The sequence below is a fragment of the Delftia sp. genome (assembly GCF_059499305.1).
The window spans coordinates 166,504-185,804 of sequence record NZ_JCABYI010000038.1; the positions used below are offsets into that span (position 1 = coordinate 166,504).

At 65.8% G+C, this 19,301-nt stretch carries 15 protein-coding genes; 6 read left to right on the top strand and 9 right to left on the bottom strand.

Features of this window, described 5'->3' with window-relative positions:
* Positions 1–99: 99 nt before the first annotated feature.
* The 3 genes from AC5I49_RS27525 to AC5I49_RS27535 all read left to right on the top strand — a co-directional run bounded on the left by AC5I49_RS27525 (position 100) and on the right by AC5I49_RS27535 (position 3,604).
* Positions 100–345 carry a type B 50S ribosomal protein L31 gene (locus AC5I49_RS27525; protein WP_012206708.1) on the top strand — a complete coding sequence of 82 codons (246 nt, stop codon included), beginning with the start codon at positions 100–102 and terminating at the stop codon, positions 343–345.
* 155 nt (positions 346–500) lie between these two features.
* The gene (locus AC5I49_RS27530) at positions 501–2,240 is read left to right on the top strand and encodes a glycosyltransferase family protein (protein ID WP_203400583.1); all 1,740 of its coding nucleotides are present in this window, start codon (positions 501–503) and stop codon (positions 2,238–2,240) included.
* The gene (locus AC5I49_RS27535) at positions 2,237–3,604 is read left to right on the top strand and encodes an MATE family efflux transporter (protein WP_495790173.1); all 1,368 of its coding nucleotides are present in this window, start codon (positions 2,237–2,239) and stop codon (positions 3,602–3,604) included. The genes AC5I49_RS27530 and AC5I49_RS27535 overlap by 4 nt, the downstream gene beginning before the upstream one ends.
* A 28-nt stretch (positions 3,605–3,632) precedes the next feature.
* Here AC5I49_RS27535 and phoR read toward each other — a convergent pair whose 3' ends face one another.
* The 7 genes from phoR to pstS all read right to left on the bottom strand — a co-directional run bounded on the left by phoR (position 3,633) and on the right by pstS (position 10,432).
* Positions 3,633–5,027, bottom strand: coding sequence for a phosphate regulon sensor histidine kinase PhoR (gene phoR / locus AC5I49_RS27540; protein WP_016447456.1), 1,395 nt, complete (start codon positions 5,025–5,027; stop codon positions 3,633–3,635).
* Between the two features lie 120 nt (positions 5,028–5,147).
* Positions 5,148–5,843 (bottom strand): phosphate regulon transcriptional regulator PhoB, encoded by a 696-nt coding sequence (gene phoB, locus AC5I49_RS27545; protein WP_016447457.1) that lies wholly within the window; start codon positions 5,841–5,843, stop codon positions 5,148–5,150.
* 20 nt (positions 5,844–5,863) lie between these two features.
* A complete protein-coding gene (phoU, locus tag AC5I49_RS27550) occupies positions 5,864–6,565 on the bottom strand; it encodes a phosphate signaling complex protein PhoU (RefSeq protein ID WP_016447458.1) in 702 nt (233 codons plus the stop codon).
* A gap of 13 nt (positions 6,566–6,578) precedes the next feature.
* Complete coding sequence (gene pstB, locus AC5I49_RS27555; RefSeq protein WP_016447459.1) at positions 6,579–7,361, bottom strand: phosphate ABC transporter ATP-binding protein PstB; 783 nt, start codon at positions 7,359–7,361, stop codon at positions 6,579–6,581.
* Positions 7,362–7,399: 38 nt separating this feature from the next.
* Positions 7,400–8,263, bottom strand: a complete 864-nt coding sequence (gene pstA / locus AC5I49_RS27560) for a phosphate ABC transporter permease PstA (RefSeq protein ID WP_034347746.1) — start codon at positions 8,261–8,263, stop codon at positions 7,400–7,402.
* A 17-nt stretch (positions 8,264–8,280) separates the two neighbouring features.
* Positions 8,281–9,219: a phosphate ABC transporter permease subunit PstC gene (gene pstC, locus AC5I49_RS27565; protein ID WP_016447461.1), complete on the bottom strand. Its 939-nt coding sequence runs from the start codon at positions 9,217–9,219 to the stop codon at positions 8,281–8,283.
* 172 nt (positions 9,220–9,391) lie between these two features.
* A complete protein-coding gene (gene pstS, locus AC5I49_RS27570; RefSeq protein WP_016447462.1) occupies positions 9,392–10,432 on the bottom strand; it encodes a phosphate ABC transporter substrate-binding protein PstS in 1,041 nt (346 codons plus the stop codon).
* A gap of 247 nt (positions 10,433–10,679) precedes the next feature.
* Here pstS and AC5I49_RS27575 point away from each other — a divergent pair, with 247 nt between their 5' ends.
* The gene (locus tag AC5I49_RS27575) at positions 10,680–12,164 is read left to right on the top strand and encodes a Ppx/GppA phosphatase family protein (protein ID WP_046984522.1); all 1,485 of its coding nucleotides are present in this window, start codon (positions 10,680–10,682) and stop codon (positions 12,162–12,164) included.
* A 118-nt stretch (positions 12,165–12,282) separates the two neighbouring features.
* Here AC5I49_RS27575 and ppk1 read toward each other — a convergent pair whose 3' ends face one another.
* Complete coding sequence (gene ppk1, locus AC5I49_RS27580; protein ID WP_016451339.1) at positions 12,283–14,727, bottom strand: polyphosphate kinase 1; 2,445 nt, start codon at positions 14,725–14,727, stop codon at positions 12,283–12,285.
* Between the two features lie 209 nt (positions 14,728–14,936).
* On the opposite strand from ppk1, the gene AC5I49_RS27585 reads away from it, so the two are divergent.
* Positions 14,937–15,908 (top strand): Ppx/GppA family phosphatase, encoded by a 972-nt coding sequence (locus AC5I49_RS27585; protein WP_043792290.1) that lies wholly within the window; start codon positions 14,937–14,939, stop codon positions 15,906–15,908.
* A 109-nt stretch (positions 15,909–16,017) separates the two neighbouring features.
* The gene (locus tag AC5I49_RS27590; protein ID WP_016451338.1) at positions 16,018–17,871 is read left to right on the top strand and encodes an EAL domain-containing protein; all 1,854 of its coding nucleotides are present in this window, start codon (positions 16,018–16,020) and stop codon (positions 17,869–17,871) included.
* Between the two features lie 86 nt (positions 17,872–17,957).
* Here AC5I49_RS27590 and glmM read toward each other — a convergent pair whose 3' ends face one another.
* On the bottom strand, positions 17,958–19,301 hold the full coding sequence (gene glmM, locus AC5I49_RS27595; RefSeq protein WP_016447467.1) for a phosphoglucosamine mutase: 1,344 nt from the start codon (positions 19,299–19,301) through the stop codon (positions 17,958–17,960).

The following is a 19,301-nucleotide window of genomic DNA, read 5'->3' on the forward strand; positions in this document are numbered from 1 at the left end:
GCAGGGCTTTTTCTTGCGGAAAGTACGCTTGATTTGAACCGCTACAAAGGTTGCAGCGGGTCAGGCACGGCTACCGCACTTGCATCAGAAGGAAAGATCATGAAAGAAGGCATCCACCCCAACTACCGCGAAGTGCTGTTCGTGGACCTGTCCAACGGCTTCAAGTTCGTGACCCGCTCCTGCGTGAACACGAAGGAAACCGAAACCTTCGAAGGCAAGGACTACCCCCTGTTCAAGCTGGACACCTCGTCCGAGTCGCACCCCTTCTACACCGGCACGCAAAAGTCGGTGGACAACATGGGCGGCCGTGTGGAGCGCTTCCGCAACCGTTTCGGCAAGAAGTAAATCCTGCTTCTCCGGCCAGAAGGGCAGCACGGGCAACCGCGCTGCCCTTTTGTTTTTCGCAGTCCGGCCAATCCATGCCGGCCAGGCATGCCCCATTCTTTTCGAGGCCCTTGCTTCGCGTATTCTTGCGCCCTCCGTTGCAGAAAGTCCTGTGAGTGAACCAGCCCACCCCTGCCATCGTTGCCCAAAGCGCCGTGCGCCGCCTGCCGCGCTGGTCGCTGCTGCTGCTGTGCCTGGCCTATGTCGTGCCCGGATATGTGGGGCGCAGCCCCTGGCGCATGGCCGACATGGAGGCCTTCGGCTACATGCGGGAGCTGGCCCTGGGCCATACCTCCTGGCTGGCACCGCGCATGGCGGGGCTGCTGCCCGAATCCGAAGGCCTGCTCTCGTACTGGCTCGGTGCGCTGGCCATGCAGGGAGCACCTTCCTGGCTGCACCCGGAGATGGCGGCACGCCTGCCCTTCATCGCCATGCTGGTGATCACGCTGGCGGCCACCTGGTGGGGCGTGTACTACCTGGCGCGCACACCGGGCGCACGCCCCGTGGCCTTTGCCTTTGGCGGTGAGGCCCAGCCTACCGACTATGCGCGCGCCATGGCCGACGGAGGGTTGCTGGCCCTGGTGGCCTGCCTGGGACTGGCCCAGCTCTCCCACGAAACCACCAGCTACATGACCCAGCTGGGCTGCACGGCCCTGCTGTTCTTTGCCGCCGCCGCCATGCCCTACCACGGCCGCACGGCCACGCTGGCATTGCTGCTGGGCCTGCCCGGCCTGGCACTGAGCGGCGCGCCGACCGTGGCCACGCTGTTCGGCCTGGGCGGTACCGCCATGGCTTTCTTCTCGCGCACCTGGGGCGACGAAGCCACGCCCGCCCCACGCGCATCACGCCTGTGGACCGTGCTGTGGCTGGCGGTGACGATCTTGGCGGCCGCACTGTCCTGGTGGCTGGACCAGTGGGCCTGGCGCGTGGTGGACAGCGGCACTGCCAAGGAATGGCAAAGCCTGGTCAGGCTGCTGCTGTGGTTCAGCTGGCCCGCCTGGCCGCTGGCACTGTGGACGCTGTGGGTCTGGCGTCGCCAGATCGCCACGCCCCGGCGCTATCCCCATCTGGCGCTGCCGCTGTGGTTTGCCATCATTCCGGTGATCGCTTCGTTGAGCACGCTGCCAGCAGACCGCGCCCTGCTGCTGGGCCTGCCCGCCATCGCCACGCTGGCGGCCTTTGCCCTGCCCACGCTGCGCCGCAGCATCAGCGCCCTGATCGACTGGTTCACCCTGCTGTTCTTCAGCGCCGCGGCCATTGCCATCTGGGTGATCTGGCTTTCGCTGCAGACCGGCATTCCCGCCAAGCCCGCCGCCAATGTGGCAAGGCTGGCCCCGCAGTTCACGCCGGAATTCTCGGTGCTGTCCTTCGCCGTGGCGGTGGCTGCCACCCTGGCCTGGTGTGTGCTCGTGGCCTGGCGCACCTCGCGCAACCGTGCGGCCATCTGGAAGAGCCTGGTGCTGCCCGCCAGTGGCGCCACGCTGGCCTGGCTGCTGCTGATGACGCTGTGGCTGCCGCTGATGGACCATGCGCGCAGCTTCGAGCCACAGATGCGCCTGGTACTGGCCGAACTGCCCAGGGACGGCAGCTGCGTTCAAACCTATGGCCTGCCGCGCGCCCACATTGCCGCGCTGCGCTACTACGGTGACATCGATACCCAGCGCCTGAGCATGGCCGGTGCCGCGCGCTGCGACTGGATGGTGGCCGAGGAAGAAACCTGGCTGGATCCTCACAGCGCACGTCTGCAGGCCACCTGGGAGACCGTGGCCCGCGTGGTACGCCCCACCGACCGCAAGGACTTCCTTCTGGTCTTGAAACGCAGGCCTGAGGCGAGGCCCGTCCAGGTCAAGCCATGAACCTGCCAGCGCACGCCCCCCTGAGCGCAGAGCGACGCACCATTGCCCAGCATGCCCTGACCGTGCTGGCCGGGCAGTTGGCCGTGATGGCCTTCGGCGTGACCGACACCATCGTGGCGGGCCGCTATTCAGAGGAGGCGCTGGCGGCGCTGTCCGTGGGATCGGCCATCTTCGTGAGCGTCTACGTCTCGCTGATGGGCATCTTCCAGGCCCTGCTGCCGCTGTGGGCCGAGCACCGCGGCGCCGGACAGCCCCAGGCCATAGGCCGCACGCTGCGGCAGGCCATGTACATGCTGCTGGCGGCCTGCGCCGTGGGCATGGGCGTGCTGCTGTTTCCCGATGCACTGCTGCGCTGGGCCGATGTTCCGCTGCCGCTGCAGGTGCAGGTGCGGGCCTATCTCTCGGTGCTGGCCTGGAGCCTGCCGGCCGCCCTGCTGTTTCGCATCTACAGCACGCTCAACCAGGCGCTGGGCCACCCCTTGCTGGTGACCTGGCTGCAGCTGGTGTCGCTGCTGATCAAGATCCCTTTGTCCATCTGGCTGGCCTTTGGCGGAGCCGGCCTGCCGGCCTTGGGCGCCGAAGGCTGCGCCTGGGCCACGCTGATCGTGAACTACGCCATGGTCGCGCTGGCCTTGTCTTTGATGCGCAGCCAACGCCTGTACGCACCGCTGGCGCTGTGGCAGCGCATGGAGCCTCCGGACTGGCCCCAGCTGGCGCAGTTCGCGCGCCTGGGCATTCCTGCGGGACTGGCGATTCTGGTGGAGGTGACATCGTTCACGCTGATGGCCTTGTTCGTGGCGCGCCAGGGCACGCTGGCCTCGGCCAGCCACCAGATCGCCGCCAACCTTGCGGCGCTGTGCTACATGGTGCCTCTGTCACTGGCCATTGCCACCAGCGCACGGGTCAGCTACTGGCGCGGCGCCGGCGACGAGGTCACGGCGCGGCGCCTGGTCGCCATGGGCTGGCGACTGGCGGCAATGGGCGGGTTGGTGCTGGCCTGTGCACTGTTCCTTTCCCGCGAGGGCCTGGCCCGCATCTACAGCGGCAACCTCGAGGTGGTGGCCATCACCGCCAGCCTGCTGGCCTGGGTGGCTGCCTACCATGTGGCGGACGCCATCCAGACTTTCTGCATCTTCGTGCTGCGCTGCTACCGCATCACCGTGGCGCCGCTGGTCATCTATTGCCTGCTGCTATGGGGTGGCGGTCTGGCCGGCGGATACTGGCTGGCCTATGGCACGGACAGCGTCCTGCCCGCCTGGCTGCACCCGGGCACGCCCGCCCCCTTCTGGGCCGGCAGCGCCTGTGCGCTGCTGGTGACCGCCGTGGTGTTCAGCGCGGTCGTACGCAAGGCCACAAACCGCTGAGCGGGTAGCGGCCATCCGTCAGAGCGCGCTATGCGGCGCGGCTGCCCCGGCTGTCGCTGCTGTCACGGGCCTCGGGCGCAGGAATGCGTACCCGGCTGGCCGGAAAGGTCACCGAAAACTCCGATCCCTGGCCCGGCGCGCTGGTGATGCCCAGCTTGGCACCATGGCGCTGCAGCACATGCTTGACGATGGCCAGGCCCAGGCCCGTGCCGCCGGTATCGCGCGAACGGCTGCGGTCCACGCGGTAAAAGCGTTCCGTCAGGCGCGCCAGGTGCTTGGGCTCGATCCCTGGCCCGGAGTCCTGCACGGCAAAGCGTGCCGACCCATCGGGCAAGGTCTCCCAGGTGACGTCGATGCGCCCGCCTGCCGGTGTGTAGCGCATGGCGTTGGCCAGCAGGTTGGAGAAGGCGCTTTGCAGTTCGGCGCTGGCGCCGGCCACCTCGCCGGCCTGCGCCAGCATCTCGGCCGACGGAAAGCTCAGCGCATGCGGCAGGGATTGCTTGCGCGTCAGCATGGACGACAGGCCGCGCGCCTCGTTTTCGCAGCGCTGCATGAGCTGGGCCACGGGCACCCATTCGTTGCTGCTGGGCAGCGGACTGCCCTCCAGGCGCGACAGCGCCAGCAGGTCTTCCACCAGATGCTGCATGCGCTCGGCCTGCTGGGCCATCAGGCCCAGGTAGCGGTTGCGTTCCTCGGGCTCCAGCGGCAGGTTCTGCAGCGTCTCGACAAAGCCCACGAGCACGGTCAGCGGCGTGCGGATTTCATGCGAGACGTTGGCCACGAAGTCACGGCGCATGGCCTCGGCCTGCTCCACCGCGGTCACATCGCGCGCCAGCAGCAGCTTGCGCCCTTCGCCATAGCCGTACAGTTGCACCGACAGCTTGACGGGGCGCGAGGCCGTGCTTTCGCGGCCCTGCATGACCAGATCGCGCGAGAAATCCTGGGTGGCGAAATAGGCGCTGAACTCGGGGTCGCGCACCAGGTTGCCAATGCTTTGCAGCAGGTCGCGTTCGGCATCGAAGCCGAACTGGCGCGCCGCGATCTGGTTGCACCATTCGATGCGGCCGTCGGCATCCAGCAGGACCACGCCGTTGGGACTGGCCTGCAGGGCAGAAAGAATGTCATTGAGCCGCTGGTCGCCCTGCTGCACCTGCTGCACGCTCTGGCGCAGCCAGCGGCGCATGCGCACGCTGGCTTCTCCCCAGATGCCGCTGAGTTCAGGCGCCTCCCGCAGCTCCGACTGGCGCAGCCAGGACAGCAGGCGCATGGCGTTCCAGCTGTCCACCAGCCACCAGATCCAGCCCGCGCACAACGCACCCGCCAGGGCCGCCACGGCCTGTGACGCCATGCCGGGGCTGGAGGCCGCCATGGCGCCCCACAGCCACCATCCCAGCAATGCGCCCGCGATCTGGGACGCCAACAAGCGAAAACCTCGCCAACCCATACTTGCGCCTTCTTTGCGTTGTATTCGCTGCCTGGGGCAGCGGCGCCCGGGCATGGCCTGCGGGGGCCATGCGTGGATTCATTGGAACGCAGGACCGCCTCAGGCCAGCGCCTGCGCGCTGAGCCGGTAGCCGGCGCCCCGCACCGTTTCGATCAATGCACCGGCCATGCCCAGCGCCTCGCGCAGCCGCTTGACGTGGACGTCCACCGTGCGCTCCTCGATGAAGACGTGATCGCCCCAGACTTTGTCCAGCAACTGGGCACGGCTGTGCACACGCTCGGGGTGCTTCATCAGATAGTGCAGCAGCTTGAACTCGGTGGGGCCCACCTTGATCATGTCGCCCTGCCAGCTCACGCGGTGCGCGGCGGCGTCGAGCACCAGCTCGCCGATGCTGACCTTGTCCTGGATCTGCTCGGGCGCGCGGCGCCGCAGCACGGCACGGATGCGCGCCAGCAGCTCCTGGGTCGAGAAGGGCTTGGTGATGTAGTCATCGGCACCCGCATCGAGCCCCGCCACCTTGTCCGGCTCATCGCCGCGCGCCGTGAGCATCAGGATGGGCACGGCCTTGGTGCGGCTGTCGGCGCGCCACTTGCGCGCCAGGGCCAGACCGCTGGCACCGGGCAGCATCCAGTCGAGCAGGATCACGTCGGGCAGCACGGCATCGAGCTCGCGCTGCGCGGTCACGCCGTCCTCGGCCCAGACCGGCTGGAAGCCGTTGTGCCGCAGGTTGACAGCGATCAGCTCCGCGATGGCGGGCTCGTCCTCGACGATAAGGACCATGGGCATCTTCTTCATCCGTTGTTCGCCTCCGGCACTTACAGCACTGCCGACTCGATGGCATCCATGGTCTGGTGGCGGACATCCTTGCCCTCCACCAGATAGATGATCAGCTCGGCCACATTCTTAGAATGGTCACCGATGCGCTCGATGGCCTTGGCCAGGAACAGCAGGTCCAGGCTGGCGGAGATGGTGCGCGGGTCTTCCATCATGTAGGTGATGAGCTTGCGCACGAAGCCGTCGAACTCCTGGTCGATCAGGTCATCTTCCTTGAGGATGGCCACGGCCGCCTTGGTGTCCAGCCGCGCAAAGGCGTCCAGCGTCTTGCGCAGCAGGCCCGAGGCCATCTCGGCCGCAGTGCGCAGGTCGCCCGTGGGCAGGGAGCGTGCGGCGCCGCTTTCGATGATGGACTTGACCATGCGCGCCATCTTGTGCGCTTCGTCGCCCATGCGCTCCAGGTTGGCCGTGGCCTTGGAGAAGGCGATCAGCAGGCGCAGATCGCGCGCCGTGGGCTGGCGCCGGGCAATGATGGACGACAGTTCGTGGTCGATCTCCACTTCCATGGCATTGACGCGCTTTTCTGCGGCATCGACCTGCTCCACGGCCTCGATGCTGAAGCGCGACAGCGCATAGACGGCCTGGCGGATCTGGGACTCGACCAGACCGCCGAGTTCCATGACGCGCGCCGAGACGCGGTTGAGTTCGCTGTCGAACTGGCTGGAAAGGTGTTTTTCGGTCATCGATGGCTCCTGCTCAGCCGAAGCGGCCGGTGATGTAGTCTTCCGTTTCCTTGCGCTGGGGCTTGAAGAACATCTGCTCGGTGTCTCCGAATTCCACCAGGTCGCCCAGGTACATGTAGGCCGTGTAGTCGCTGCAGCGGGCCGCCTGCTGCATGTTGTGCGTGACGATGACGACGGTGTAGTCGTTCTTCAGTTCGGCAATCAGCTCCTCGATCTTGGCCGTGGAGATCGGGTCCAGGGCCGAGCAGGGCTCGTCGAGCAGCAGCACTTCGGGCTTGATGGCAATGCCGCGTGCAATGCACAGGCGCTGCTGCTGGCCGCCGGACAGGCCCGAGCCGCTTTGCTGCAGCTTGTCCTTGACCTCGCCCCACAGGGCCGCCTTGCGCAGTGCCCATTCCACACGGTCGTCCATGTCGGAGGAGCTGAGGTTTTCAAACAGCTTCACGCCGAAGGCGATGTTGTCGTAGATGGACATGGGAAACGGCGTGGGCTTCTGGAACACCATGCCGACCTTGGCACGGATCAGCGCCACGTCCTGCTTGCTGGTCAGCAGGTTCTCGCCGTCCAGCAAGATCTGGCCTTCGGCGCGCTGCTCGGGATACAGCTCGAACATGCGGTTGAAGGTGCGCAGCAGCGTGGACTTGCCGCAGCCCGACGGGCCGATGAAAGCCGTGACCTTCTTTTCGGGAATGTCCAGGTTGATGCCCTTCAAGGCGTGGAACTTGCCGTAGTAGAAGTTCAGGTCGCGCACCGTCAGCTTGGAAGAGGTCAGCGCGCTGGAAGAGGTCGCAGTCATTGCGGAATCCTTGTCCTGGTTGATTGCTTGTTGCTGCATTACTTCTGGCGTGTCAGGAAACGCGCCAGGATATTGAGACCGAGCACCGCCACGGTGATCAGGAACACACCGGCCCAGGCCAGTTGCTGCCAATTCTCGTAAGGGCTCATCGCGAACTTGAAGATGGTCACCGGCAGGCTGGCCATGGGCTTGGACAGGTCGGCATTCCAGAACTGGTTGTTCAGCGCCGTGAACAGCAGCGGGGCGGTCTCGCCGGCAATGCGGGCCACGGCCAGCAGCACGCCGGTGATCACGCCGGCGCGCGCTGCACGCAGCGTCACCATGATGATGACCTTCCACTTGGGCGTGCCCAGCGCGTAGGCGGCTTCGCGCAGGCTGGCAGGCACCAGCACCAGCATGTTCTCTGTGGTGCGGATGACCACGGGAATCACGATCAGCGCCAGCGCCACCACGCCCGCATAGCCGGAAAAGCTCTTGAAGCGCGCCACGACCACGGTGTAGACGAACAGGCCGATCACGATGGACGGCGCCGACAGCAGGATGTCGTTGACGAAGCGTGTGGTATTGGCCAGCCAGCCACGCGCATCGTATTCAGCCAGGTAGACACCGGCCATCACGCCGATGGGCGTGCCCACGAACGTGGCCAGCGCCACCATGATCAGCGAGCCGAAGATGGCGTTGGCAATGCCACCGGCCTCATTGGGCGGAGGCGTCATCTCGCTGAACAGTGCCAGGCTCAGGCCGCCGATGCCCAGGGTGATGGTCTCCCACAGAATCCAGATCAGCCAGAACACGCCGAAGGCCATGGCAGCCAGGGACAGGGTCAGCGCCACCTGGTTCACACGCTTGCGCTGGGCATACTTGGCCTGGCGCACGCGCGACAGCTCGGCGGCATTGATCATCTTGGTGGAGGTGCTGCTCACGAGCGTGCTCCTTCATTCTTTTGCAGGCGGTTGAGCAGGACCTTGGAGCAAGCCAGCACCACGAAGGTGATGAAGAACAGCACCAGACCCAGATAGATCAGCGAGGCCTGGTGCAGGCCCTCGCCCGCTTCGGCGAACTCGTTGGCCAGGGCCGAGGTGATGCTGTTGGCAGCCTCGAAGACCGACAGCGAGTTGAGCTGGTTCATGTTGCCGATCACGAAGGTCACGGCCATGGTCTCGCCCAATGCACGGCCCAGGCCCAGCATCACGCCGCCGAGCACGCCGGTCTTGGTGTAGGGCAGAACCACCTTCCAGACCACTTCCCAGGTCGTGGAACCCAGGCCATAGGCAGACTCCTTGAGCAGGGCCGGAGTGACCTCGAACACATCGCGCATCACGGAGGCGATGAAGGGAATGATCATGATGGCCAGGATGATGCCGGCCGACAGGATGCCGATGCCCACCGGCGGGCCGGACACGAAGGCCTCCAGATAGGGAACGCCCTGGAACAGCTTTTGCAGGGGCTGCTGCACATAGGTGGACAGCACGGGGCCGAACACCATCAGGCCCCACATGCCGTAGACGATGGAAGGCACGGCGGCCAGCAGCTCCACGGCCGTGCCCAGCGGGCGCTTGAGCCAGGCCGGCGACAGCTCGGTGAGGAACAGCGCGATGCCGAAGCTCACGGGCACCGCAATCAGCAAAGCGATGGCCGAGGTGGCCAGCGTGCCGTAGATCATGACCAGGCCGCCGAATTCGTTGCGAACGGGGTCCCAGACACTGCGGCCGAGGAAACTCAGGCCGTATTCATAGATGGCGGGCCAGGCACCGACCAGTAGCGAGGCCAGGATGGCCAGCAGCAGGCCCAGCGTCAGCAGCGCGGCCAGACGCGCGAGAGCGCCAAACAAGCGATCCGCTACGCGCCCCGACAGCATCGGGGGGCGTAGCGGAGAAGGTGTGCGTCGCTGGGAAGCCTGTGCAGAGGCGGCCAGCGAGTTCGAGGGCGACGTTGTGGACACGTGAGGCGCCTTTATTCGCGGTTTGTGAAGGGATCAGGGGAGCCATGATGCACCTGCCGGCGGTGCGCCATGGCCCCCTTTTCAGGGTTTACTTCAGGGAAATGGCAGTGCCGGAGGTGTCCTTGATCTGGCCCCAGGATTGGAAGATCACGTTCTTGACGGCGTCAGGCATGGGCACGTAGTCCAGGTCGGTGGCGGTCTTGTCGCCGGACTTGTAGGCCCACTCGAAGAACTTCAGCGAGGCAGCGGCCTGTGCAGGCTTGTCCTGGGCCTTGTGCATGATGATGAAGGTGGCCGAGGTGATGGGCCATGCCTCCTTGCCAGGCTGGTTGGTCAGGATCTGGTAGAAGCTCTTGGCCCAGTCGGCACCGGCAGCAGCGGCCTTGAAGGTGGCGTCATCAGGGGACACGAAGGTGCCGCCTGCGGTCTGCAGCTGGGTGTAGGTCAGCTTGTTTTGCTTGACGTAGGCGTACTCGACGTAGCCGATGGAGTTGGGCAGGCGACCCACGAAGGCGGCCACGCCTTCGTTGCCCTTGCCGCCTGCGCCCGTGGGCCAGTTCACGGCCTTGCCTTCGCCAACCTTTTCCTTCCACTCGGCATTGACCTTGGACAAGTAGTTGGTGAAGCCGAAGGTGGTGCCCGAGCCGTCAGCGCGGCGCACGGGAGCGATGGTGGCGTCAGGCAGGTTCACGCCCGGGTTCAGGGCCTTGATGGCCTCGTCATTCCACTTGCTGATCTTGCCCAGGTAGATGTCGCCCAGCACCTGGCCGGTCAGCTTGAGCTGGCCGGGCTGGATGCCCTTGATGTTGACCACGGGCACGATGCCGCCGATCACGGTGGGAAATTGCACCAGACCCTTCTTGGCCAGTTCTTCATCCTTGAGCGGCTCGTCGGAGGCGCCGAAGTCCACGGTCTTGGCTTCGATCTGCTTGATGCCGGCGCTGGAGCCCACGGACTGGTAGTTGATCTTCACGCCGGTGGCCTTGTTGTAGTCCGCAGCCCACTTGGAGTACAGCGGAGCCGGGAAGCTGGCGCCTGCGCCGGTGGCTTCCTGCTGAGCCAGGGCCTGGCCCACGCCGCCCGCAGACAGAGCACCAGCCACCAGAATGTGAATCACAGACAACTTCATGTACAGACCTCTTAGGGGTTGAAAGATGCGATGGCTGGACTGTAAGAAGGCTTTGTGACATTGATGTGACATGGAAAAAAGGCGTCACAAACAGCAGGACTTCCCATGTAAGAACCCGGTCATCGCGATGTCACAATTCCGTCTTAGTCTTGTGTGTCGCACGAGCAGGCACCAGACAGGTGCAGCCCTGCCCCCTCGGACATCGCTGTGCAATCGTGCTCGACGAATCTTGATTGGCGTTTCTTTCATGGCACCAGAATCCCTGCTCGCTGCCGTTGACCTCGGGTCCAACAGCTTTCGCCTCGAAATAGGCCGCGTCGGCAGCCACCAGCGCATAGAGCGCGTGGAATACCTCAAGGAAACCGTGCGCCAGGGCAATGGACTCAACGAGCGCCATGAACTGACTGACGAAGCCATGCAACGCGGCTGGGACTGCCTGGCACGCTTTGGCGAACGGCTGGCCGGCTTTGCGACCGACCAGGTCCGCGCCGTGGCCACACAGACCCTGCGCGAGGCCCGCAACCGCGATGTCTTCATCGCGCGAGGCAGCACCCTGCTGGGCTTTCCCATCGAAGTCATCTCGGGCGAGGAAGAGGCCCGGCTGATCTATCGCGGCGTCTCCAGCCTGCTGCCGCCGTCGTCTCAACGGCGTCTGGTGGTGGACATTGGCGGGCGCTCTACCGAAGTCATCATCGGCCAGCATGGCGAAGCGCGCCAGGTGGCCTCCTACCCCATAGGCAGCGTGGCCTGGAGCACGCAGTTCTTTGGCGAGGGCACGCTGTCGCGCGCGCACTTCTCGGCCGCCATCAAGGCGGCGCAGGCAGCCCTCACCCAGACCGTATCGGCCTATCCAGCCACCGCCTGGGACTGCGCCTATGCATCGTCAGGCACGGCCAACGCCGTGGGCGACATCCTGGCAGCCAACGGCTACTCCGGGCGGCTGATCACGCCCGACAGCCTGCGCTGGCTGCATGAGCAGTTGATGGACGCCGGCCACGTGGACCGCATCCGCCTGGCCGGACTCAAGGAAGACCGGCGAGCCGTCATCGCCGGCGGCCTGAGCATTCTGATGGCCGCCCTGGGCCTGCTGGGCATCGACGAACTGGAGGTTGCACAGGGCGCGCTGCGCCAGGGCGTGCTGCACGATCTGCTGGAACACGAGCCGCCTGCCGACCGCGAAGCCGCCGAGATCGCGGCGCTGCAACAGGACTTCGGCATTGACGCATCCCACGCACTGCGTGTTCGCAAGGTGGCACGCTGGGCCTGGCAATCGCTGCAGGCGCAGCAGCCGCCCGATGCACTGGCCACGCACGCACTGGACACGGCTGCCAGCCTGCATGAGATCGGCATGCGCATCTCTCTGAGCGCCTACCACCGCCACGGCGCCTACATCACCGAACACTGCAGTGCCGCCACCTGGCCCGTGGAGCTGCGCGAACGCATCACCCAGCTGGTGCTTGGCCACCAGGGCAAGCTGCGCAAGCTCGAGGCTGCCATCGAGGACCGGGCCGTGGCCTGGCCATTGCTGGCGCTGCGCCTGGCCGTGCAGCTGTGCCACGCCCGGCGCGATCCCGATCTGCAGGGCATGCGCCTGCACCGCTCGGACAGCGTCTTTCACCTGACCGTACCGGAAGGCTGGACCAGGAGCTACCCCCAGTCCGCCCAGTTGCTGCGCACCGAAGCCGTGGCCTGGCAGAAGACGCCTTGGACGCTGCAGTTGCATCTGCACTGAATGCCGAACGTCTCCGGCTGCCGCAGCGACAAGCAAAAAGCCCTGCCAGCGCAATGCGTTGGCGGGGCTTTTTCGATTGCACAGGGCAGGCGCGCGGCGCCCTGACAGGATATGCGGCTCAGGCCCGAGGGCCGTAACGCTCCATCAAGGCGTTCTGCGCCCCCAGGCCCGTGGTCGGATAGGGTGCGCGCTGGTAGGCGCCATTGGCTTCCAGCGTCCAGGCGTCGCGGTTGTCATGCAGGCTGGCGACAAGACATTCGTCTATCACCTGCTGGCGCAACGCCGGATCGCGCACAGGCCAGGCCAGCTCCACCCGGCGCATCATGTTGCGGTTCATCCAGTCCGCACTGGACAGCAGCAGTTCCTGCTGATTGCCCCAGGCGAAGTAGAAGACGCGCGAATGCTCCAGGAAGCGGCCGATGATGGAGCGCACGCGGATGTTGTCCGTCCAGCCCTTGCGCTGCGGCGGCAGCATGCAGGCGCTGCGCACGATGAGATCGATGCGTGCGCCCTGCTGACCGGCACGCACCAGGGCCTGCATGAGCAACTCGTCAGTCAGCGCATTCATCTTCAGCACAATCCGCGCCTCTTCGCCGCGCTGTGCGGCCTCGCCCACCTGGGCAATCAGCGCCAGCATGCGATCGTGCAGCTGGAACGGTGCAATCACAAGCTGGTGCAGCTTGGGCAAGCGGTTGTGGCTGGACAGGTGGCTGAACACGGCATCCATGTCGGCCGTGATCTGCGCATCGCAGGTCAGCTGGCTGATGTCCGTGTACAGGCGCGCCGTGCGCACGTTGTAATTGCCGGTGGACAGGTGACCGTAGCGCTTGAGCTGGCCGCTGCGCTTTTCGCGCCGGGTAATCAGCAGCATCTTGGCGTGCGTCTTCAGGCCCAGCACGCCGTAGACCACCTGGGCGCCCAAGGCCTCCAGCTTTTCGGCGGAGTTGATGTTGGCCTCTTCGTCAAAGCGGGCCTTGAGTTCCAGCACGGCCAGCACTTCCTTGCCGCGGCGAACCGCCTCGGCCAGCAACTGCATGATCTCGGAGTCCGATCCCGTGCGGTAGATGGTCTGCTTGATGGCCAGCACCTCGGGGTCGTTGACGGCCTCGCGCAGCAGCTCCAGCACGCCGTCGAAGCTCTCGAAGGGCTGGTGGATCAGCACATCACGCTTGCGGATCTGGGCCATCACCGAGCGGCCCGGCTGCAGCTGGCGCGGCCATGCCGGACGCCAAGGCGGAAACAGCAGCGCGGGGTCATCGACCAGATCCACCAGCTGCGACTGGCGCACCAGGTTCACGGGCCCCTTGACGCGGAACAGTGCCTCGGTCGGCAGGCCGAACTGGCCCAGCAGCAGGTCGGACAGCATGGGCGAGCAGGCAAAGGACACCTCCAGCCTCACCGCCTGGCCGTAGTGGCGATGGTGCAGACCCTGGCGCAGGGCCGTGCGCAGGTCGCTGACGTCTTCCTCATCCACAGCCAGGTCCGAATGGCGCGTGACACGGAATTGCGCAAACTCCGCCACCTCACGCCCCGGGAACAGCTCGACGAGATGGGCGCGCACGATGCTGGAGATGCTCACGAACAGTCGCTGCTTGCCCGCGATCTTCTCGGGCAGGCGCACCAGGCGCGGCAAGACACGCGGCACCTTGACGATGGCCACCTCGTTGGCACGGCCAAAGGCATCGACACCTTTGAGGCGCACGATGAAGTTCAGCGCCTTGTTGGCCACCTGGGGGAATGGATGGGAGGGGTCCAGGCCCACGGGCATGAGCAGCGGCTGGACTTCGCGCAGGAAGTACTCGCGCACCCATTTGCGCTGGGCGCTGCTGCGCTCGCCATGGGATACCACGCGTATGCCCTGCCCCGCAAAGGCGGGAATCAGTGACTGGTTGTACAGCGTGTATTGGCGCAATACCAGCTCATGCGCCTTGTCCATCAGCGAGCGGAAGCTCTGCAGGGTGTACAGGCCCTTGGCGTCGCCGGCCTTGGCGGCCGTCACATGCGGGGCGCAACGCACCTCGAACCATTCGTCGAGATTCGAGGAGACGATGCACAGATAGCGCAAACGCTCCAGCAGCGGCACATCTTCACGCACGGCCCAGTCCAGCACGCGCTCATTGAAGGCCAGGATGCAATGGTCACGGTCAAGAAACTGTTGCTGCTGCTCTTGCACTTCACCGCTTTCGGCTGTGGCGTGCAGTCCAGTGTATTCGGGGGCGGGAAGCCTTGCAGAAGAAGCAGAGGCAGAAGCCGCAATGGCCTGGCCCCGCAGCTCCGACAAGGCGGTGGAGAGGCTTTTCGCCAGAGGCATCATCGGGACATTCAGGGGTGCAGAGACGGGTATGGGAGCTGTCTGGCGGGCCATGCCCAGCGAAGCCGGCCCTGCGGGCACGGCACGCGCTCCCTGTTCATGTTCTGGTTCGGCAGGTGCGGCAGAGGCGCCACCGGGAATCGGCGTGAATGTCTGGGGCATGGATGCAGGGGCCCGGCCTGGGCAGGACCCGGTAGTCACCCCGCTAGCCGGGGATTCGGGCAGTCTGCCCCGGATTTGTGACATGTTCATGACATGCATTCCTCTGTTCATGACATCTGTCATACAAGCCAAGTCAGGCGCAAGCAACGGCGCAGAAACCGTCACGCAAAAGTCATGACCCAGTCACAACGGCACGAGAGCGACGCGAGATCGCCGGGGTGCTAAGCTAGCTGCCTTCCCCTGGATGCCGTTGGCTGCTGCAAACCTGCCGCAGCCGTGCCGTCGTCCGCCTTTCGCGCATGCCCTCTTCCAATCCCCCCGAAAGCCGCCTGGCCGCCATCGACATTGGCTCCAACAGCTGCCTGCTGGCCATGGCCCGCAGCGACGGCGCAAAGGTACAGCTGCTCAGCCATCGCAAGGAAGCCATACGCCTGGGCAGCGCCCTCGACGCCCAGGGCGCCTTGAGCCTGGAGGCCATGCAGCGCGGCTGGGCCTGCCTGGAGCGCTATGCGCAGGTGCTGGGTGATTTGCCCCGCCACCGCGTACGTGCAGTGGCCACGCAGACGCTGAGAGAGGCATCGAATCGCCAGATCTTCCTGGACGAAGGCCAGCGCATCCTGGGCTGCCCCATCGAGGTCATTGACGGCGAGGAGGAAGCGCGCCTGATCTATCGCGGCGTCGCCCAGTTGCTGCCGCCCGGCGCCCAGCGGAGGCTGGTGGTGGACATCGGCGGCCGCTCGACCGAGCTGTGCCTGGGTCAGCAGCGGCAAGTACTGCAGGCACGCTCCTTCGCCTTCGGCAGCGTGACCTGGGCCTTGCGCCACTTCCCCGATGGCGAGCTGTCGGCCCAGGCCCTGTCCCAGGCCGAAGCAGCCGTGGCCGACATCATTGCGCCCGAAGCAGGACTTTTCGCTGCCGGGCAATGGAGCCATGCCTATGGCTCCTCGGGCACGGCCGGTGCCATTGTCAAGGTCCTGGCCCATGCGCCCGGGGGCACGGCCGGCTGGATCACGCGGCAGGGGCTGGACTGGCTGCATGCGCAGTTGCTGCGCGCAGGCCATGTCGACCGTGTGAACATGGACGGACTCAAGGAAGAGTTGCGCCCCATGATCGGCGGCGGCATGAGCGTGATGCGGGGCATCTTCTCCAGCCTGGGCATCGAGCGCATGCGCGTCACGCACGGAGCCCTGCGCCATGGCGTGCTCTATGAATTGGCCCACAAGCTCGATGCGCAGTCCAAGGGCCGGCAACGACAGTCCACCGGCACCTGAAAACCAAGGCCCTGCCCTCGCCAGGGAACGACAAAATGCTGTTTTGCGCGCAAGTGCTACACTTTGTAAGTTCCCCCTCATCCCTTTACCACCGCCCTACCGCTTCGCCATGTCCGCGCCGACGATTGCGTACGACCCTGTACTCGAACGTCCGTCTTCGATGATGGCGGCGTCGCTGCAGCGCAGCCTGCGCGAGCAGCAGGCACTGCTCGACAATGCCGGCGTGGGCATCGTCTTCATCCGCCAGCGCGTCATCGTCCGATGCAACCAGTGCTATGCCGACATCTTCGGCTACGCGGGCGAGCATGCGCTGGTCGGCATAAACAGCGAGCACCTGCACCCCAGCCGCGACGAGCTGCGCAGCCTGGGGCGCGAGGCCTATCGCACGCTGAGCGCGGGCCTGTCCTTTCGCACGCAGCGCCGCCTGCGCCGCAAGGATGGCAGCCTGTTCTGGGGTGAACTGACGGGCCGGCTCATCAATCCGGGCGATGCACGCGAAGGCTCCATCTGGATCGTCAGCGACATCGACGACCGTCTGCGCGCCCAGCAGGCCCTGAGCCAGGCCCACGAACTGCTGGAGCAGCAGGTGCGCGACCGCACACGCGAACTCAGCGCCACGGTGGAGAACCTGCACCGCGAGATCGCCGACCGCAAGCTGGACCAGGAACGCATCTACTGGATGGCGCACTACGACGCGCTCACCGGCCTGCCCAACCGCACGCTGCTGGCCGAGCGCAGCGCCCGCGCCATCGAGCTGGCCAAGGTCAACGACACGCCGCTGGCCGTGATGTTCCTGGACCTGGACCATTTCAAGCATGTCAATGATTCGCTGGGCCATCGCGTGGGCGATGCCCTGCTGGTGGAGATTGCCCGCCGCCTGCGTGCCGTCGTGCGCGACCGCGATACGGTGGCCCGCATCGGCGGCGACGAATTTGTGCTGCTGCTGCCCGGCGCCAATGCCCAGGGTGCGGCCCGCGTGGCAGGCAAGCTGCAGGAGGCGTCGCGCCAGGCCTACCAGATCGACCGCCACGAACTGACCATTGCGCCGTCCATGGGCATCGCGCTGTACCCGCGCGACGGCCACGACATCGACTCGCTGACACAGGCCGCCGATGCGGCCATGTACCACGCCAAGCAGGCCGGCCGCAACACCTACCGCTTCTTCACTCCGCAGATGCAGGCCCAGTCCCTGCGCGCCCTGCAGCTGGAGAACGCCTTGCGGCGGGCGCTGGAACGCAATCAGCTGTATCTGCATTACCAGCCGCAGATCACCCTGAGCACCGGACGCGTGCGCAGCGTGGAGGCACTGCTGCGATGGGAGCATCCCGAGCTGGGCTCGGTTTCGCCCGCGGAGTTCATCCCCGTCGCCGAGGATAGCGGCCAGATCCTGCAGATCGGCGAATGGGTGCTGCGCAGCGCCATGCAGCAACTGCAGGCCTGGCGCAATGCGGGGCTGCGGGACCTGAAGGTGGCCGTGAACCTGTCGGCCATCCAGTTCCACCAGCAGCAACTGCCCGAAATCATCAACCGCATCCTGCTCGACAGCGACCTGCCGGCAGATTCTCTGGAGCTGGAGCTGACCGAGGGCGTGGCCATCCATGATCCGCGCCAGGCCACGGCCACCATGGACCGGCTGCGCGAGCATGGCGTGCGCCTGGCCATGGATGACTTCGGCACCGGCTATTCATCCCTGAGCCAGCTCAAGCGCTTTCAGATCTACAAACTCAAGATCGACCAGTCCTTCATCCAGGACCTGGACCACGACAGCAATGACCGCGCCATAGTCAGCGCCATCATCCGCATGGCCCAGGCCCTGGGCATGCAGACCACGGCCGAAGGCGTGGAAACGGAGGCGCAGCTGCAGTTCCTGCGCGAGCAGGGCTGCGATGAAGCCCAGGGCTACCATTTCAGCCGCCCGCTGCCGCCCCAGGCGCTGGAGGCCTTTCTGCGCAGCCAGGGCTGAACGGCTCACCGCGCCACGGTCTGCAGACGAAAAAGCCGAAGACTGCAGCTTCGGCTTTCCATGGCAGAGAACGTGCCGCCCGCCGCTCAGGGCATGGGTGAATTCTTCGCCACGCTGGCCAGGCGCTCGGCGCAGCGGCTGGCCTGGTCGCCATCGCGTGCCTCCACCATCACGCGCAGCAAAGGCTCGGTGCCGCTGGCGCGGATAAGCACGCGCCCCGTATCGCCCAATTCGGCCTTGACGGCCTCGGTGGCTTCCTCCAGCTGGGTGTTGCGCTTCCAGTCCTGGCCCGGCTGCAGCCGCACGTTGAGCAATACCTGGGGAAACAGCTGGACCGAAGACAGCCACTGCGACAGGCTCTTGCCCGAACGCACGCAGGCCTGCAGCACCTGCAGCGCGCTGACCAGGCCATCGCCAGTGGTGTGCTTGTCCAGCGCCAGCAGATGGCCCGAGCCCTCGCCCCCCAGGGTCCAGCCCTGGCGGTGCAGCTCCTCCAGCACATAGCGGTCGCCGACCTTGGCGCGCACAAAGCCCACCCCCTGGGACTTCAGCGCCACCTCCACGGCCATATTGGTCATCAGTGTGCCCACGGCACCCGGCACGGCCTCGCCACGCGCCAGCCGGTCGGCCGCCATCAGGTACAGCAGTTCGTCGCCGTTGTAGAGCCGGCCAGCCGCATCGACCAGCAGCAGCCGGTCGGCATCACCATCCAGCGCCACACCGAAGTCGGCCTTGTTCGCTCGCACGGCCAGCACCAGGGCCTCGGGATGGGTGGCACCCACGCCTTCGTTGATGTTCAGTCCATCGGGCGCACAGCCAATGGCCACCACATCGGCCCCCAGTTCATGGAAGACCTTGGGGGCGATCTGGTAGGCCGCGCCATGGGCTGCATCGACCACGATCTTCACACCCTTGAGCGTGAGCGCATGGTCGAAGGTGCTCTTGCAGAACTCGATGTAGCGCCCTGCCGCGTCTTCAAGGCGCCGGGCCTTTCCCAGAGCGGCAGAGTCGACCCATACGGGATCTTCGGTCAAGGCCTGCTCGACCTCTTCCTCCCAGGCATCGGGCAGCTTGGTGCCCTGTGCGCTGAAGAACTTGATGCCGTTGTCGTAATAAGGGTTGTGGCTGGCGCTGATGACCACGCCCAGGCTGGCGCGCTGGGCGCGCGTCAGATAGGCCACGCCCGGCGTGGGCAAGGGGCCCAGCAGCATCACGTCCACGCCGGCAGAGTTGAACCCGGACTCCAGCGCGCTCTCCAGCATGTAGCCCGAGATCCGTGTGTCCTTGCCGATCAGCACCATGGGACGGGCTTCCTTGCGCCGCAGCACACGGCCCACGGCATGCGCCAGACGCAGCGCGAAGTCGGGGGTGATGGGCGAACGGCCCACCAGGCCGCGAATTCCATCGGTACCAAAATATGTGCGTGCCAT

Coding starts and splice junctions, on each gene's coding strand:
- pstA (WP_034347746.1), bottom strand. CDS start 8,263: ATGATCAATGCCGCCGAGCTGTCGCGCGTGCGCCAGGCCAAGTATGCC.
- phoU (WP_016447458.1), bottom strand. CDS start 6,565: ATGACCGAAAAACACCTTTCCAGCCAGTTCGACAGCGAACTCAACCGC.
- AC5I49_RS27525 (WP_012206708.1), top strand. CDS start 100: ATGAAAGAAGGCATCCACCCCAACTACCGCGAAGTGCTGTTCGTGGAC.
- pstB (WP_016447459.1), bottom strand. CDS start 7,361: ATGACTGCGACCTCTTCCAGCGCGCTGACCTCTTCCAAGCTGACGGTG.
- AC5I49_RS27535 (WP_495790173.1), top strand. CDS start 2,237: ATGAACCTGCCAGCGCACGCCCCCCTGAGCGCAGAGCGACGCACCATT.
- AC5I49_RS27585 (WP_043792290.1), top strand. CDS start 14,937: ATGCCCTCTTCCAATCCCCCCGAAAGCCGCCTGGCCGCCATCGACATT.
- ppk1 (WP_016451339.1), bottom strand. CDS start 14,727: ATGAACATGTCACAAATCCGGGGCAGACTGCCCGAATCCCCGGCTAGC.
- AC5I49_RS27590 (WP_016451338.1), top strand. CDS start 16,018: ATGTCCGCGCCGACGATTGCGTACGACCCTGTACTCGAACGTCCGTCT.
- pstS (WP_016447462.1), bottom strand. CDS start 10,432: ATGAAGTTGTCTGTGATTCACATTCTGGTGGCTGGTGCTCTGTCTGCG.
- AC5I49_RS27575 (WP_046984522.1), top strand. CDS start 10,680: ATGGCACCAGAATCCCTGCTCGCTGCCGTTGACCTCGGGTCCAACAGC.
- phoB (WP_016447457.1), bottom strand. CDS start 5,843: ATGAAGAAGATGCCCATGGTCCTTATCGTCGAGGACGAGCCCGCCATC.
- pstC (WP_016447461.1), bottom strand. CDS start 9,219: ATGCTGTCGGGGCGCGTAGCGGATCGCTTGTTTGGCGCTCTCGCGCGT.
- glmM (WP_016447467.1), bottom strand. CDS start 19,301: ATGGCACGCACATATTTTGGTACCGATGGAATTCGCGGCCTGGTGGGC.